The sequence below is a fragment of the Spongiimicrobium salis genome (assembly GCF_043678055.1).
Classification (GTDB): domain Bacteria; phylum Bacteroidota; class Bacteroidia; order Flavobacteriales; family Flavobacteriaceae; genus Spongiimicrobium; species Spongiimicrobium salis.
Genome location: NZ_JBHEQA010000001.1, coordinates 1,587,407 through 1,604,643 on the forward strand (window position 1 = coordinate 1,587,407; position 17,237 = coordinate 1,604,643).

Sequence of the window (17,237 nt, forward strand, 5' to 3'; positions counted from 1 at the left end):
CAATAGGTACTTACTGAGTTCTTTGCCTGTATACGACCAGCTGTTTGTTATGTTCGACGAAATAATAAAATTTTAAATCATAAGATAATTTTAGTTAATTTAATCATAATATTCTAATTAATAGTTGTTTAATAGATTTTTATTATTTTTTAAATAGTATTTTATTTCCAATAAAAACAAAGTGAAAACACCGCGATGCCTATCGCGGTGTTTTCTATTTCGCTATGTATTTACCGAAAAAATCTCTTTTAATTGGGTTACCATGCTTCCATTTCCGGAAACCGAGATTTCCCCAATTTTATCAGCAATTTTTTCTACATATTCCATCTCCTTTAGCCTAAAGAGCATTTCGTTTTCCTCCATAAGTTTGGCTGTATTCAGCAAACTTCGGGTGGCAGCGGTCTCTTCTCGTCGGCTAATACTGTTGGCTTGCGCTTTTTTCTGCGCTACCAAAACCTGGTTCATAATAGTTTTCATTTCTCCGGTCAGGATTATATCGCGAATACCGCAGTGCAATACCTCAACCCCAAGGCCCTCCGCTGCGTTGACAATATTTTGTAGAACGGCTTTTGAAATTTGTTCTTTTTGTTCCAAAAGTTCATCTAGACTATATTGACCAATATAGCTGCGCAAAGCCAATTGCAAGGCTACATAAAGCTGTTTTTCATAATCTTTGTTCACCAATAGAGAAGCTTCAATGTCTACGATCTTATACTGTGTATAAAAATTGATTCGTATTGCAGCCTTGTCTTTGGTCAACAATTCTTGTCCTGCAATTTCCAATTGTAGCTGCCGCATATCTGCTCTGGCAATCTTAATGGAGGTATCATTTCGCCAAAAGCGATAGGTACCCCCATCTAGGATTTTTGTATATACATCATCCACGAAGAGCATTGCTTTTTCATAGGAGGCAACCTCAAAAGTCCTAAGGTAAGGGCTCAGCTCGGGATGTGTGAACAAGGCTTTGTTGAATTGTTCGGTAATGTAAATTTTACCCAAGCAGATACGCAAAAACTCTAGGTTGATCAAGGTTTTCCAATATACGTAACGTCCGGCGGACAACACTTTTTTTAAATTTCCGTTTTCGGAGACCAAAAGCAATTCATTGTCCTTTACTTCCAAAACGTGCAACATGGCATCCAAGTTTTTGTCCTGTAGCAAAAGCTCCAAAGCAATAGGCGCCACAAATTGTTTGGTAAGGTCATAGACCATTACAAAGTGTTTGTACCCTATCCAGTGCGTTCCTGAGGTCAGTACCTTTTGGTAATCCCCTCTTTTAAACACCAAACCTACTTTTCCTGCATTGATGCGTACACGTTTCAATTTTAGTTGTACTCTTTTCATCTTTTTTGCATTTTAAAATTTAACAATCTAGGATGACATGCCTGTAACGGAGGTCATGTCCACTTTAATTCCGCAAAAGGGTTTTAAAGTATATTTTGGGCGTGCCCCCTTTGGGGTCGGGCTTTTGGCCGTCGCTTTTCCTTCCTGTTGATGAGGCATCACCTCAGACAACATTTAGGAAAGAGCTTCACAAGGCCGCAATCCCTTACGCTATTTTTTCATTCAAAACAAGGGGAATGGCTCGGTCTTCCAATACGGAAATACGGTGTTTTTGGGAGCTCAGGAATATCGTTTCTACTGAAGCAGGCCAGAGGGTTTAACCCAATGATCTCCTTAGCAAAAAGGAAAGTCCGTACACATCAAAAAGATCCTATTTCAAGGTATTTTCATACCTGTTAGCTGTCTTTAAACAGCCAACGGAACCAAACCCATTGTTTTTTGTCCCTATTAAGCCAGGGCGGGCTTTCGGATCCGTTTTACAAGAGATCTGCTTGTTGAAAATGGATTTTTAGTCCATATCCCACATTATGAGTGTGGTGCTCTAACCTACTGAGCTACAAAGTCCAAAAAGGGTGACTTTGACAGGATTCGAACCTGTGCTTGCTTACTATTGTTCTATCCGAGCTGAACTACAATCCCTTTAACGGGATAGATGGGATTCGAACCCATGACCATAGTATGGCGATCGTTTTTTGGAGAAACCATCAAAACCTTCAAGCCGAGTTGCACATTGGATCATCATACAAGTTGCAATGCCCAATACAATAGCGCTATACAGAAACGCTGAACAAGACTCACTCAATGTGGAAGTAATAGGATTCGAACCTATACGCTTAAAAAGACCTGAGTTACCGTCAGGAGAGCCGGCCAATTGCTCAATACTTCCATACCGATGGAATTCATTTTTCATAAGCCCCACAACACGCCTCGTTGCCATGGGGCACTACTAACTAACTACTAAAATGATTCCATCAATTTTTTAATCTGTTTCAAAATTGAAACACAACTACGCAAACATTATGCGCAGCACTTTGTGCAGTATCGACAGGACTCGAACCTGTACCTTCCCGATAGACAGTCGGGTGCTCTAGCCTTTGAACTACGATACTTTAAGACAGCTTTTGAACATAAAAAAAGCATCTCTTTGGGGAGATGCTTACAACGCTTGATCAATAGTTCCTATCAAGGCATGAGATAGCGATTTCTCCCTGTATTTAATTCTGATAAACATCCAAAATAACTTGGCATCCAGGCTTCAATATTCTGGTCTTTATATCTTACGATATGTTTCATTTTTTGTTTTTTATACATTTTAAATGATGTCAGATTCTGTTTATTTTTTCTGACGGGGCAAAACTACATTTGTTTTTTGAAATACACAAGAAAAAAATGATTTATTTTACTGATAATCAGATAGTTAAATAAAAATTAGCATATAGGATTCCTGTCCGCTTTTATGCAGATAAAGAACATTTTTACCATTGCCTGTCTATCAACCGCCTTCTGTTTCAATACACTCCTATTCCTCTGTTTGACACTACATGATTTTTACTAAAATATTTCACGAACAACCTTTTTATTTTTTTCGCTTCTTGTTTCTCTTTTTGACCTTTTTTTTCTTCTTGCCATTCATCCTATTCAGCTTTCGCTTTTTCTTTATACGCTCTTCTTCATCCTCTAGATACCCAAAGAAATTATCGTTATACGCCTCCTTTTTCGCCTCTTTTAATTGCTTTAAAGAAGTTTTGTACTCTCCTTGTGTTTCGTGGATATAGGAAGACAATTGCAATAGAGAACCTCTGCCTACCCCTTTTATGGTCAAGGCAAAGTCAATTAATTTCTTTGCGCGCTCCTGTTCCTCTGCCCATATCAAGTATTTTACGTATAACGGATACACTTCTACATAGCTATTATCTACAGCGATGACCTGATCAAAACAAGCAAAGGCTTCTGAAAATCGACTCAAATTTTTTGCATAGATTTCGCCTAGAAGGCACAGTGATGGGCAATGCGTTTCATCATAGGACAAAGCGTAGTTTAAAGCTTCACATGCTTCTTCCCAATCTCCGCAAAAACCCCATATGGCCGATTTTGCCTTTAAATAGTAGCTATCTGCTATAGTTAGTCCCATGACGTATTTTTTAAATTGTTTTTTAATTGTTGCCGGACCGATTTATAGGATTTTATTTCTTTCTTATACTTAAAATCAGTCCCTTTAAATATGCGTATGGGATTCCCTCGCTCTAAATGGTGATGGTTCTCCCATATTTTGTTCAATTGTTCTTGCTGTGCGTTGCGTTGCGCGCTATATACTTTCTCCCTAAGGCGCATTACAGCCAACTTTTTATTCTGCTGTTGTGATCTGCTGTTGGAAACCACTACGGCTATACGTGTTGGTATATGTGTGGCTCGTATGGCAGAACTTACCTTATTGACATGTTGTCCTCCCGGTCCCGAACGCCTCATGGCTTGAAATGCAATATCGGTTTCCTGGAAAACCAAGCTTTCCTTCGCATGTACCTCAAATAGCCCAATAAACCAGTTTTTTCGCTGATGTTGTTTTCTATACGGGGATTGTCCTATCCATTGTATAGTACCCAACCAAGGGCTCAGGAAAGTATCCAGGTCTTTCCCGACCAAAGCGATACTTACCGATTGTACGGTACCGTTCTGAAGGCCATTCTCTTTTTTAAGGATATCCGTTTTCAATTGATGTTCCCGTGCCTCGACCAAAAAGTATTTTAGTACTTTGGCAACGACCCAAGCACATTCTGCCGGGCCTTTTCCTGCTGTTATTTGTACAATCCTTTTCATTCTGCTATTTGTCCATTCGGACAATTTTTGGCGTAAAAGTCCCGAGGACTTCTACCAATTCTTGTTGATTTTTCATTACTTTTTCAATATCCTTATACGCCATCGGCGCTTCATCTATGCCCCCGCCTATAAGGCTTACCTCATGCAGGGCTAGAACCTTTTTAATGGCACTTTTTGTGAACTGTTCTTTGCACTTCCTTCTAGAGAACAAACGCCCCGCTCCGTGAGAAGCCGATGCCAAGCTGGCCGTGTTGCCCAAACCTTTTACAATGTATCCCGGAGCAGTCATGGACCCCGGAATTATTCCTAATTCCCCTGCTGCCGCAGGAGTGGCTCCTTTCCTATGTACAATGCATTCTTCCCCATTCACTTGCTGTTTCCACGCAAAATTGTGTAGATTTCCAACCTGGGCAATGGCCCGGCTTCCCAACAATTTTGAGAATCGGGCGTGAATATCTTCATGACATGCCCTGGCGTAATCCCCTGCCAAGGACATGGCCTGCCAGTACTCCTGACCATCATGCGTGCTGAGGTCCAGCCATGCCAGATGTTGTACATGCTTGGGCAAGGGGCATTGCTTGCTTGCCAAATAGGTATAATGCTTTGCAATATGGGCGCCTAAACCACGAGATCCACTATGGGATAACAATCCCAAATACAAACCGGGTTTTAGATTCCATGCATTATCCATAGTGGTAATGGCAACCTCCCCAAACTCTACAAAGTGATTTCCACTTCCTGAAGTTCCCAATTGTTTATAGGCCTTATCTTTCAGGCGTTTTACCAAAGGAATATCTTTAAATTCTTTCCGTTCAAAAACCGCATGATCGTGTTTTACACGATGCGTTTCATACATTCCAAATTTTGAATGTTCAGAAAGCATATTGACCAATTGATGCTTTTTCCCTTTTAGATAACCTACCGGAATAGGATACACACTTAAATACATACTGCAGCCAATATCCACACCAACGCCATACGGAATAACCGCATTTTTTGTGGCCAAGACACCTCCAATGGGCAGGCCATAGCCGGCATGCGCATCGGGCATTAATGCCCCTGACACGGAAATCGGTAGTTTTAGCGCATCGTACAATTGATATTTTGCCTGATCATCGATTTCATGTTCCCCAAAAATTTGAAAGGGTGCACGGACGGTCTTTAATTCCTGTTTTTTCACTACTACCGGCTTTAGTAAACTCTCTGCTATTTTACCCCAAACGCCATCTCCCTGGTACTGTTCCGGATGTAGCAATACCTTCTTGGCTTCCAACAACACCTGTTCTTTTTTCTTGCGTTTATGGTATCTGTTGATTTGCCCTAAAGTAATGTTGATGCTATTATTTTTTGGAAACCCTAATTTAATGAGGTCTTTTCCACTTAATTTCTTTCCCATGATTTATGAATACTAAACTCGTGATGTCCCGCTCCATGCACGCCAAACAGCCAAGAATAGCTCGTAAAGCGAAGTGTTTGGAACAGCACGTTTTTTATAAAAATTTCCGGTATTTTTCGCACTGGAAATAGGCGAAAACAAAAAATCCGAAACCTAAACGCTTCGGAGCCTAACGAATAATCCTAAAGAAGTGGATTATAAGGAGTCCAGAAGCAGCACACCAAAGGAGTCTTTCCCTGTGGTGGCACTCGGAGGTATATTTAAATGTCGCATACTACTTCTGTTAGAGGTCCTTTGTAAAGGACGGTTATTACTTGTTTGCGCAGGGAGGCTATCGCGTACCTATCTGTTAGCATTTTGCTCCGCGCCTGGGCGGTAATGGAACGGGATAACTCTGATTGCGGTGCAAAGCTAAATTCATTTCTCGGAATACACAAGAAAAAATTAAATTAATTATCTGATAGTCAATTAGTTACATTCAATTTAGAATGTAGATTCCCTGTCCGATATTTCACGGATTCTTAGCTTATTGGCGCTCATAGGATTAGCATTTATTGGCAATAGCAATACCTTATTTTCTTTTTTCAAAAAAGACATAAAAAAAGCGTCCAATTTGGTGGACGCTACAGCTTTTATATCATTATTACAGTCGTACTATCGATCGAGTTCATGACAATGTTGCTCATAAGCGTCCTGTATATGTAAAAAATAACTCGTCATATAATTTATTTATTCTTGAATTTAAAATCTAAATGAAAAATGCCTATGGCATGGGTAATATTTCAATTACTTTTCCATATACATTTTTTGTCCATCCGTTAATTCTACCGTGATTGTTACCAATTAACAACCCTCTTTTGTCATTTTTACCTTTGACAAGGTGCGTAAAGCAGTTTCCACGAACTTTACAATAGACAATATCACCAACTTCGCAATCTTCCCAAGAGATAGGAGAGAGCCTAACCGCTTGTTTGGATTTTAGAAGGGGCAACATAGAATTTCCAGGTTCCTTTGAAATAATGGTCTCACCATCTTGCAATTTTTGAATTTTCCAATTCATCATGTTATGATTTTAAAGATTATGTACCTCCCTTATGGAAGGACATATGCTTTAAAAGAATTTCAAAAGAATTTTCAATGAACTGCGGCAAAGATGCTAAATATTGAGGAAATCTTCAAAATTTTCTGAAAATAAACGCAGAATACGGTACGAAAAGCAATATCCATACGAATTCTAGTTTTCCCTTAACGAATTCTAAAAGCATCTCCATTAGGCCTTATTTCACCGCTACATTTGAAATAAGAAATCCAAGTTTATCCAAAAATTAAACACTATGAAACACTTCAGCATTCTTTTCTTTTTTCTAGTAACTCTGGCAACAATGGGCCAAGAAAGCAACAGCCCTTATTTGGCAGTGAAGGCTAAAGAAGCGCATATTCCCTTGAAAAGTTCAAAGGTCAATGTACAGATTTCAGGAACTATTGCCCATGTGGCCTTGGTTCAGGTATATCAGAACAGTGGGAAGGTTCCCCTTGAAGCTGAATATGTATTCCCTATGAGTACCCAGGCTGCGGTGCACCGCATGGAAATGACCATAGGAGATCGAAGCATTGAAGCGAAAATTTTTGAAAAAGAGGAAGCCAAAAAAGTATATGATAAGGCAGTATCCGAGGGAAAACGAGCAGCAAAACTAGACCAACATAGGCCCAATGTCTTTAAGATGAAGGTGGGGAACATTATGCCCGGAGATGAGCTTTCCATAGAAATTTTTTATACAGAACTATTAGTGCCTTCCCAAGGAGAATATGAGTTTGTAGCTCCAGGGGTAGTAGGCCCAAGATTTACTGGGGAGCAGGACAGTGGGGAAACGGTCTTTGGACAACCTTATACAGGGAAGGGAATTAGGACCACTTTTGACTTTGAACTTCAGCTGGCATTGAATGCTGGTATGATTATTCAACATATCCATAGCCCTTCGCATACGATCAACACCAAGTATCCCGATGCAAAAACAGCAGAGGTATTCCTGTCCAAAAGCAATGAAAACCCGGCCAATAGGGATTTTGTTCTTCGCTATAGCCTAAGGGGAAATGCAATACAAACAGGTCTGCTGTTGTACGAGGACCAAGAGGAGCACTTTTTTGCTTATTTAATGGAACCGCCCAAACAAACCGCTTTGCATGAAATCCCTCCTAGAGAATACCTTTTTATTGTAGATGTTTCGGGCTCTATGAATGGATATCCCCTTGAAGTATCCAAGGAATTGATGCGAAATTTATTGTGCAGCCTTAGAACCACGGACACGTTTAATGTGCAACTCTTTGCCTCGAGCTCCACCTTGTTTAGTCCAACGCCTGTAGCAGCTCATAATGATAGTATTGAGGCGGCCATACGCTTTCTGTCCGAAGGACAGGGAGGTGGAGGCACCCAATTGCTGAATGCGTTGGAAACGGCGTACCAATTGCCAAGAACAGCAACGAATAGCGCAAGGTCTATGGTGGTGATTACCGATGGTTATGTGAGTGTGGAGAAAAAAGCCTTTCAATTGATTCAAGAACATTTAGACCAGGCCAATGTGTTCACATTCGGCATAGGATCCAGTGTAAATCGGTATTTGATCGAAGGGATGGCCAAAGTTTCCCAAAGTGAGTCTTTTATCGCTACAACAAGGGAAGAAGCAAGGGAAGTGGCCCAAACATTTAAACACTATATAGATCGTCCATTGTTGACCCAAATACAATTGGAGACCGAAGGTTTTGAAATATATGATCAGATTCCCGCAAAGATTCCCGATGTCTTTGCCGCAAGACCAGTGCTCATATACGGAAAATACAAGGGGAAACCCAAAGGTACTGTCCGTGTGAGCGGATACCAGGGCAACCAAAAGTTTGTGCAGGAATATCCTGTAAGACAAGGGAAAAATAGCCTCAAGAACGAAGCCCTTCGCTACCTATGGGCACGAAAGAAAATTGAACAACTGGACGATTATGGAAAACTCTTTTACGAAGATCAAAAAGAGGAGGTTACCGCTCTTGGACTGCGCTATAATTTAATGACACAGTATACCTCCTTTGTCGCAGTAGATGTCAGTGTGGTGAACCCCGATGGCAAGCGTAAAAGGGTGAAACAACCCCTACCAATGCCCCAGGGCGTTTCTAATATGGCTGTGGGTGCTGAAGCTACTATCGTAGGAAAAACAAAATATAGGCCTTCGTATCACGTACATCTGGAAGGAACATTTGATCAAACAGAAAAAAGAAATTTAACAATTGCATTTAAAGCCACCTATATGAAATGGGCAAAGAAATATCTGGAACAACATACAGAGCTCCGGTTTAGCTTTAACGTCAAAGGAGAGCTAACACGCGTAGAACAAAAAGAAAACGGTCAATGGGTTTTTGCCCAAAAATTATGGGAAGAGCTCCTCAGAAAAAAAGTTCCGCAATTAAAACTAACCAAAGAATTGCGGTTGACCTTAAAGAAATAGTGTTTGATTAGTTGGTGTGTCTCCCGCTGAGGCGGGGAGAGAACCCATAGGGATTCTTAGCCCTATGGGTTTTTCTTTTTCGTAATCCTATTACCATAACATGCTGAAATGATCTGTGATGATGCACCCCTCTAGTCCCTTCAAGGGGACCTAGGGGTGTTTTAATAGTGTCCAAAATAGTACCTAAATGAGGGTGATTTCTGTTTGTACTTACGAATTCTAGACCAACGGCTACGGATACTAAAACTGCCCTAATTTAAGGAAGGATCCCACGTACTTTTGAGGAAACGAATACTAAAAACTAAAAGAAATTATCATGAAGAATATCTTTATCCTTATCGCAGCCTTATTGGGTTTTCACACGATACAGGCCCAAGCATTCTTACCTACAGAGAAGTACACTGTGGTAAAACAAGCTACGGACAAAGAAAGCGAATACGAGTCCTATGCCTTCCATTTGGTGCAGCAGGGGATGCCGTTTGAAATGCTTTCCACCATTATTATTGAAGATGATGATTTGTTTGAAGGCGTAGCACTTTCCGTTTTGGAATCCCCGGATTTAGAAGGTGTTTTGGAGATTATTAAGATCGAAGTGGAGTATGCAGCTTGCTGTTCTGGTGTTGAAGCCTATTATTTTATGATGACCGACACCAATGATCTAGTGGCACTGCCCATGTTGGAAAATGTGTATTGTGAGGGTCCGGAACCTAATTTTCAGTACATCTTCCCCAATCAGGCCTATGGCACCGAAGGCACCATTTTAAAAACAAAAGTAATCTATGACGATAGCTTTGATATCCAGAAAGTAGCCGTATTGGACCGTATTGTCTGGAAGGACGATGACTTTGAAATGGAAGTAAAAGGGGATGCAGGAAGATAGGTCCAAAAGAATCTTCACCCCCTGTGCACAGCACAAAAAAATGAATGTTAAACACAAAAATTAGAACGCATGAGAAATTTAAAAAATAGCATGTTCATCCTTTGGATGATCGTTATGGCAAATAGCTTTGCCCAAACCACTCCCGAAGTAAACTTTGCAACCATGGAAAACCAGGTATTCCCGGAAGAAGTATCCTATCAATACCTATTGGCAGATAAAGTCTTTTTACGCGATTGCCCAACAACGGATTGCAAAAAAAGAGCGGTATTGGATATAGGATCAAAATTGATTCTTTGGGAAAAAAGCAAGAATCAGGAAACCATTAACGGTATCACCAGCAATTGGTACCGGGTGAGCACAGCCGATCAGAAGGGATGGCTTTGGGGCGGCTTCATTGCACAGCATTCTTTTGGCAGTCAGGCAGAACCTAATGTCAAGTTCGTTTTTGGCCTGGAAAGCAGTTTGGTAGACCCCAACGGAGTACAAGTAAAAAGCTATCAGATGAGAGCTTTTAAACAAGGGATACAGCTCGATAAAATTGTTTTTGCAGCCAAAGAGATCCAACCTTGGGGCGTTAAGAATATCGGAAACAAAGGCTTGTACAATGTGGAAGATATCATCACCCTATTTACCCCCTGTAATGATAGTTTTGGGTGTGCCACCAATATGAATTATATGTTCTGGAACAACGGGAAATTCTATCATGTTGCCAATTTGGTAGAAACCTTGGATGCCGCTTATAGTGAGAGCGAAGCCTTTATTTTCCCTTCGGATATGGAAGGGAAGACGGGGAAAATTATTAAAAGAAGTGGAAAATTGGATTCCCAACAAGCTATAGATGATACCTCGGGGAAGATAAAACGCAAAATGACAGAGACCTACTATATCTGGGATGGCTATAAACTCTTGGAGTCAGATATCGCCCCTACTATATTAGCCTATGAGATTGCAAGTTGAGAAGGTATTACCCCTATAAATTTTGAGGGATGCAGCACTCTAAGTGCGAATCCCTCAAAATTCATAATTCGGCTGAGCTTAAATTCTTGGGATAAGAATACAAACATGGGTTAGCATATTAAAACACTACTAAAAACTAGAATCGTATGAAATTAGCAGGAATACTATGGTGCTTGATTCTCTGCATGGCCTGTGAGGGTTCGCAAATACAGAAACGAGACCTTAGTCCAATAGGGTATCATCCCTGCCCAAAAGAAAAACAATCTGTAGTTTTTATTGCAGGTTTTGACCAGGGTGATAATACCTACTATGCCAATGCAAGATCTTATTTTAAAGCGCAAGGGGTTCGTGTAATCGACACCTTATTTTCACTTCAGGAAATTTTGTTGTGGCTGAAGCAGCATTACGATGATAAGGTATACGACAAGATTCATATTGTAAGCCATAGCAATGCTTGGCGGGGCATGTCCTTAAAAACAACGCCTTCCGGTTCCCGTATTACCTTAAATTCTCTGAAAGAAGCACTAAAAGCAGGTGAAATCCCCAAATTGCATAAGGGGATCGGCAAGGAATCCAAGATTATATTTCACTCCTGCGGACTTGGGGAAAACCAGGAATTGTTGCAGGCACTAAAAGCAGCATTCACGGCAGAGGCCCCACCGCAAATCTACGCTTCTGTATATTTCAATGTTTTTGGCGGGAAATTTGCAGCACATTATTTGGCCAAACCCTATTACGGCTATTATCCCACAGGGGAATCGCCCGGCCCATTGGCTTTGGCCAAAAACTTTGAAGCTGCCTATGGCACTACCCATATTGATTGGTTGTCTGCTTTAAGGAGAAGAAGGGAAGGTCAACAAGGCATGGTATATACCTATAAATTCAATATTCCCGTGGACTGGGAGTTTTATTTTGAGGACGTTTCCGATATCCCCGTGTTCCGGAATAGGGAAGACATTATGGATTGGTTGATGACCAATGACGCCATGGCCGAAGTACTTTTTCAAATGGGAATACCCCTGGAAAAATACCGCTGGAAGAGTGCTGTGAACAAGAATACATTGACCATTAAGGGGAAGACTACGGTGCTCTGTGTATTGGAACCCATTTTAAGTGAAAACGATGCCAATGAATATCGTTTCCCAGAAATAAGGGATCAAAAACTATATCAAATATTATAAAAACAATGTCGTTAAAAAGATAAACCAAATACCATATTCTGTTTCAGTATCTTTGAATGTCGACCTAAAATCCAATTTTTTCCTGTTGAAAACCATTCCTTACATCCTTATTTTTCTAAGTACAATGGCCTTGGCTCAACAACGCCAATTACGCGCATATACTTTGGAAGATGGCCTTTCACAGTCGCAGGTCTATGACATGGTACAGGACAGTATGGGTTACGTATGGTTGGGAACCCAGGGGGGAGGACTTTGTAGGTTTGATGGGGAGAATTTTAAGGTATTCAAAGAAAAGGAAGGCCTACTATCCAATTATGTCCATGCCCTATTCGTAACTGGCGACAGCCTTTTTATCGGGACCAAAAAGGGCCTTTCCATTAAAACAAAAAATACATTTCTCAATAAGGCTACTCCTCAAGTCAATAGGATTTTAAGCTTAGGGAATACCACTTATTTGTTGACGCAAAAGGGAATTTTTAGCTATGGAAATGGAAGCTTGCGACAACTAAAACTACATACTGAAATTGATGGGAATAGTGTTAGCGACCTTATTTTTGACGGAACATCCTTTTGGATCGCCACAAATAAGGCCTTGTGGCAAACGACATCTTTGGAGCCCAATACTGCGGATCTAAAATCGTATGAAAACAATGATTTTAAATCCCTGGTTCAAAGCAAAAACACCCTTTTCGCAGCAACCTATCATGATGGTATTTTGGTCATTGACCTTATGAAAAAAGAAGCGGATTTTGTACTCAAAGAACCGCTGAGAATCAATAGCCTTTCCCTTCATAATACCAATGAATTATGGGTTGCCACGGACAATGACGGTTTAACGATTATTGATTTGGAAAAATATACTGAAAAGTATAAAATAGATAAGAGATTGCGATTGGGAGTGCTTCATATTCGCAAGACCATGGTAGACCGTCAAGGAAATATATGGATTGCCACTTCAGGGGGAGGTTTTTACAAGTACTTCGAGAATAGTTTTAGGCATTATGATCGGGATACAGGCCTTCGAGACAACCGAGTATATGCGGTCCATGCCGTGGAAAATACCATTTGGATTTCCAATGCAGAATCGGGACTCATGACCATTGATTCTTCAGGGATTCGGCATATTTCAAAGGTACCACAGGCCACGGGTGTCAAAATAAAGACCATAACTTCCGATGCTCTGGGGAATATTTGGGCAGGGACCGATGGAAGAGGAATTTTATATCGTGAGACTACAGCTGCAGATAGTATGGTGATTAATAGCATTGATCAGAATAATATCCGTATTGATACGATCCGTACCAGGGTGACAAAGAACTATCACATTGATACGGATAAAGGTTTGCTATCGGATTGGATCAGCAGTTTACATGTTCAGGGAGATGCCGTATGGGCGGCAAGCTATTCTAGCGGCCTCTTAAAGTTTCGTTTTGATCGTACTAAGGACAGTATTGAAACCATACGAAAATTTGGAAAAGAAGAAGGGATACAAGACCCCTATATACGGGATATCAAAGAAGACTTCCAGGGGAGGCTATGGTATAGTACGCAGCATGGCTATCTTGGCTATATTGAGAAGGGGAAAGTAACTGATCTAGGTCAGGTCTTAGATCAAAACATAGGCATTGGCACCTTGCTTTTCCATAAGAACAAAATGTATTTGGGTACTTCTGGGAATGGTATTTGGTGGACTACACTGGACGATCCTACGAATTTTACAAAGTTGAGTAGCTCCAAATATTCCTATTCCAATACCATTTATCAACTTATTTTTGATAATAATGGTCGTCTTTGGGTAGGTACGGAGCGTGGTGTAGATAACCTGCTGTTGGATCAGGAGAACAATATTCTGGATATTTTTCATTACGGCAGGGATGATGGTTTTTTAGGCATTGAAACCTGTCTCAATGCCGTAGATAAGGACGCCAAGGGCAACCTTTGGTTTGGGGCCTTATACGGATTGACCGAATACAGGGGCGAAGGAACCGTTCTGGGTTCGTCGCGACCACAGTTGTATTTTGATAGGGTTGAAGTAGGATACAAAGCCATAGACAGCATAGACTATCGCTCTTGGACAAATAGTGACAAGGTGCTGTTTTTACGCCCTGATCAGACGCAGCTCTCTTTTGGGTATACTTCGGTAGATATCAATCACCCCAAAGCAATACAATACCGATTTAAATTAAATGAGGACAATTGGAGTCCATGGTCCGAAGTGAATCGTCAAAATTTTGCAGGCTTGGCCTCGGGTCAACATACCTTTACGGCCCAATCCAGAAATTATAGATGGGAAGAGAGCAGCCCAATCCGATTTCAGTTTTTTATTGATAGACCTCTTTATCAAAAAACCTGGTTTCAATGGGCAATATTCACTCTAATTGCCTTGATTTTAGCCTATCTTGGCTTTTCCTATGTTCGAAAAGTGAAACGGCGCAATGCTGTGGTCCAAGAGCGTTTGGAGATGGAAAACCATCTACTTTCCCTAGAGCAAAAGGCGTTGAGGTTACAAATGAATCCTCATTTTATCTTCAATGTACTGAATGGTATAAAAGCATTGGGAACAAATAATCGGGACAAGATGAACCATACGATCAATAGTTTTGCCTCCTTGCTCAGAGAGACCTTATACAATTCCCGAAAAGACGTCATTAGCCTAGATCAAGAAATTAAGGCCTTAAAGCATTATATTGAAGTAGAGCAGTTGATGGCGGCAGAATCCTTTGCCTATGATCTAATTGTGAATACGGCAGAAGATCCGGAAGAACTCTTGATACCCCCAATGTTGATCCAACCTTTTGTAGAAAATGCCATACGACATGGCATTTTAAAGGGGAATTCCAAAGGGCATTTGGAGGTAGTATTTTCCACGGACGATTCCTTCTTACACGTTTCCATTACCGATAACGGCATAGGAATCTACGAATCCCAAAAACAAAAGAATACCACAGACCATCAATCTATGGCCCTTAAAGTAACCGAAGAACGCCTCTTATCCATTTCAGGAAAGGGGGCACTTCAAATCGAAGAATTAAAAAATCCCGACCAAAGCATTTCCGGAACACGGATACGTTTTAAAATACCTTTAGAAACCGATTATTGATATGCCTATGCTTACAGCCATTATTGTTGAAGATATGATCGATGCCTTAGCTTTATTAAAAAGCGATATCGAAACCCACCATCCTGAAATTAATGTCATTGGCACTGCGCAAAGTGTGGTAGAGGCGGCAAAATTATTGCGAAAAAGGGAACCGGATATTCTATTTCTGGATATCATGTTGGGCGATGGAACAGGCTTTGACGTTTTAGAGATCTTCCCACAGCTCTCTTCAAAAATCATCTTTGTCACCGCCAGCGATGAATATGCCATTAGGGCCTTTAAGTTTGCTGCTATTGACTATGTTTTAAAACCTTATGCCCAAGAAGATCTAACGCAGGCGATAGAGCGGGCCAAGGCACAATTGCAGCCTAGTAAGGAGCGTTTGGACATCTTAAAGGATACGCTCGCGGCCCCAGAACAAAAACCGGATAAAATCTCCCTGCATACCCTGGATAAAATTATTATTGTGAGTTTGGACGATATTGTACGTTGTGCTTCCGATAGCAATAATACCATCTTCTATTTACAGGATGGCCGCAAGATATTTGTGACCAAGACCTTAAAATATTTTGCCGATATGCTGAAAAACTATCAGTTTCTTCGGGTACATCAAAGCCATTTGGTGAATTTGCAATGTATCAGTGCCTACATTAAAACAGATGGAGGTTATCTGATGTTAAAGAATGGCGAAAACGTGCCGGTTTCTGTGCGCAAAAAGGTAGAGGTCATGGAATTGTTAGATCGTATGCACCGTTAATTCCAGCCCGCTGGGAAGTGATGTGTCTTTATATGTTGTTTTGACCGGTTCCCTCGATCAAGGCCCAGACTCCCTCAATAGGGATTGACGTGAGCTAAGCTTCGTAGTAGCTTTGGGAAAAGCAATGATATGAATGCAAATAAAACAACAATCCTACTTTTTACATTTTTGATCGCAGCCCTGAGCTGCAATGGAAAGAATACCACCACAATTTCCGGAAGGGTTTCCAAAGGAGATCTAGCAACACCCTCCATAGAAGAGGTATTGACCACAGAAGGAGTGATGATCCATGAGCCTATTCAGGTGCAAAACCTAAGTTTGTTTATGTTAAGCGGAGAAACGGCCATCCCAGGTAAAATATATACCACCTTATCCAGGGCAATGCAGGAGAAGACGGTCACGGTTCATGAAACGGGCTCAGTGAACGAGTTGTCCATAGACAACACTAGTGATGATTACATTTTTATCCACTCTGGAGATATTGTCAAGGGAGGAAAACAAGACAGAACCATTGCCTATGATGTTATTGTTCCGCCAAGGGCTAAAAATGTGGGCTTAGCCAGCTTTTGCGTCGAACAGGGACGTTGGCAACAGCGGGCCAATGAAACGGTCACTTCTTTTGGTTCAAACACAAAAATGGTATCCTCCCGAGATTTAAAGCTAGCGGCAAGATATGACAAAGACCAGGCTAAAGTTTGGCGAAAAGTAGCCGAACAAAAGTCGCACCTGAATAAAAAACTCTCTGAAAAAAATGGGTATACTGTGAATGTCGCAGACAGCACTTCAAATACCAGTCTGCAGCTGGCATTGGAGAACAAGAGTTTAAAGCAAGAAAAAAAGGCATTTTATGAAGCACTTGCCCATGCAATACAGATTCCCAATGCCATTGGATATGCCTATGCCATTAATGGTGAAATTTACGGTGTGGAACGCTATAATAATACCGCTCTTTTTGAAGCTTTGTGGGAAAAATTGCTGGAATCCATTATTGTAGAGGCCATTAGTACAACCGAAGATTCTGGATTTATCCAGCCCACTTCAAAGATGATCAAGACGTATATGGAGGCTGTGAACAAAGATGCTCAGCAAAGCATGAAAAAAATCAATGCGACGACTACCTTCAAAACAATTTCCAATACCAAAGAAGGAAATCTACTCTTTATTACGGAAGATACTGCCAAAAAGGAATGGATTCATCGGAGTTTTATGAAAGGAGATACACGAACTGCCCAGAAAAAAGGGAATCAACGCTACAGGAACGTAAATTAAGCGCAAAAAAATACTCCGGAAAACGAGTCATTTTCCGGAGTATGGGCAATT

The 17,237-nt window shown here is 40.9% G+C and carries 12 protein-coding genes and 3 tRNA genes; 7 read left to right on the forward strand and 8 right to left on the reverse strand.

The genetic code is table 11. The features are described 5' to 3' along the window. Window positions 1-222: 222 nt before the first annotated feature. The 8 genes from ACEXOE_RS07085 to ACEXOE_RS07120 form a co-directional block, all read right to left on the reverse strand. Entirely contained in the window at window positions 223-1,344 is a 1,122-nt protein-coding gene (locus tag ACEXOE_RS07085) for a slipin family protein (RefSeq protein WP_394748042.1), read from the reverse strand. Between the two features lie 573 nt (window positions 1,345-1,917). After that, window positions 1,918-1,981 (reverse strand) — tRNA-OTHER (locus ACEXOE_RS07090). Window positions 1,982-2,148: 167 nt separating this feature from the next. Further along, a tRNA-Tyr gene (locus tag ACEXOE_RS07095) sits at window positions 2,149-2,230 on the reverse strand. A gap of 150 nt (window positions 2,231-2,380) precedes the next feature. Continuing rightward, window positions 2,381-2,453: transfer RNA gene (locus tag ACEXOE_RS07100), tRNA-Asp, on the reverse strand. A gap of 467 nt (window positions 2,454-2,920) precedes the next feature. Next, complete coding sequence (locus ACEXOE_RS07105) at window positions 2,921-3,475, reverse strand: tetratricopeptide repeat protein (protein ID WP_394748043.1); 555 nt, start codon at window positions 3,473-3,475, stop codon at window positions 2,921-2,923. After that, on the reverse strand, window positions 3,466-4,158 hold the full coding sequence (gene prfH / locus ACEXOE_RS07110; RefSeq protein ID WP_394748044.1) for a peptide chain release factor H: 693 nt from the start codon (window positions 4,156-4,158) through the stop codon (window positions 3,466-3,468). The genes ACEXOE_RS07105 and prfH overlap by 10 nt, the downstream gene beginning before the upstream one ends. Before the next feature lie 4 nt (window positions 4,159-4,162). Further along, window positions 4,163-5,554: an RtcB family protein gene (locus tag ACEXOE_RS07115; RefSeq protein WP_394748045.1), complete on the reverse strand. Its 1,392-nt coding sequence runs from the start codon at window positions 5,552-5,554 to the stop codon at window positions 4,163-4,165. Window positions 5,555-6,317: 763 nt separating this feature from the next. Beyond that, window positions 6,318-6,617, reverse strand: coding sequence for a hypothetical protein (locus ACEXOE_RS07120; RefSeq protein WP_394748046.1), 300 nt, complete (start codon window positions 6,615-6,617; stop codon window positions 6,318-6,320). 271 nt (window positions 6,618-6,888) lie between these two features. Here ACEXOE_RS07120 and ACEXOE_RS07125 point away from each other — a divergent pair, with 271 nt between their 5' ends. The 7 genes from ACEXOE_RS07125 (at window position 6,889) to ACEXOE_RS07155 (ending at window position 17,186) form a co-directional block, all read left to right on the forward strand. Beyond that, on the forward strand, window positions 6,889-9,042 hold the full coding sequence (locus ACEXOE_RS07125) for a VIT and vWA domain-containing protein (RefSeq protein WP_394748047.1): 2,154 nt from the start codon (window positions 6,889-6,891) through the stop codon (window positions 9,040-9,042). 316 nt (window positions 9,043-9,358) lie between these two features. After that, complete coding sequence (locus tag ACEXOE_RS07130; protein ID WP_394748048.1) at window positions 9,359-9,922, forward strand: hypothetical protein; 564 nt, start codon at window positions 9,359-9,361, stop codon at window positions 9,920-9,922. A gap of 69 nt (window positions 9,923-9,991) precedes the next feature. Next, entirely contained in the window at window positions 9,992-10,879 is an 888-nt protein-coding gene (locus tag ACEXOE_RS07135) for an SH3 domain-containing protein (protein ID WP_394748049.1), read from the forward strand. Between the two features lie 146 nt (window positions 10,880-11,025). Beyond that, a complete protein-coding gene (locus ACEXOE_RS07140) occupies window positions 11,026-12,060 on the forward strand; it encodes a hypothetical protein (protein WP_394748050.1) in 1,035 nt (344 codons plus the stop codon). 85 nt (window positions 12,061-12,145) lie between these two features. After that, window positions 12,146-15,160 carry a sensor histidine kinase gene (locus ACEXOE_RS07145; RefSeq protein ID WP_394748051.1) on the forward strand — a complete coding sequence of 1,005 codons (3,015 nt, stop codon included), beginning with the start codon at window positions 12,146-12,148 and terminating at the stop codon, window positions 15,158-15,160. A gap of 1 nt (window position 15,161) precedes the next feature. Further along, window positions 15,162-15,917, forward strand: coding sequence for a LytR/AlgR family response regulator transcription factor (locus ACEXOE_RS07150; protein WP_394748052.1), 756 nt, complete (start codon window positions 15,162-15,164; stop codon window positions 15,915-15,917). Window positions 15,918-16,046: 129 nt separating this feature from the next. Next, window positions 16,047-17,186 carry an ARPP-1 family domain-containing protein gene (locus ACEXOE_RS07155; protein WP_394748053.1) on the forward strand — a complete coding sequence of 380 codons (1,140 nt, stop codon included), beginning with the start codon at window positions 16,047-16,049 and terminating at the stop codon, window positions 17,184-17,186. The last annotated feature ends 51 nt before the right edge of the window (window positions 17,187-17,237 follow it).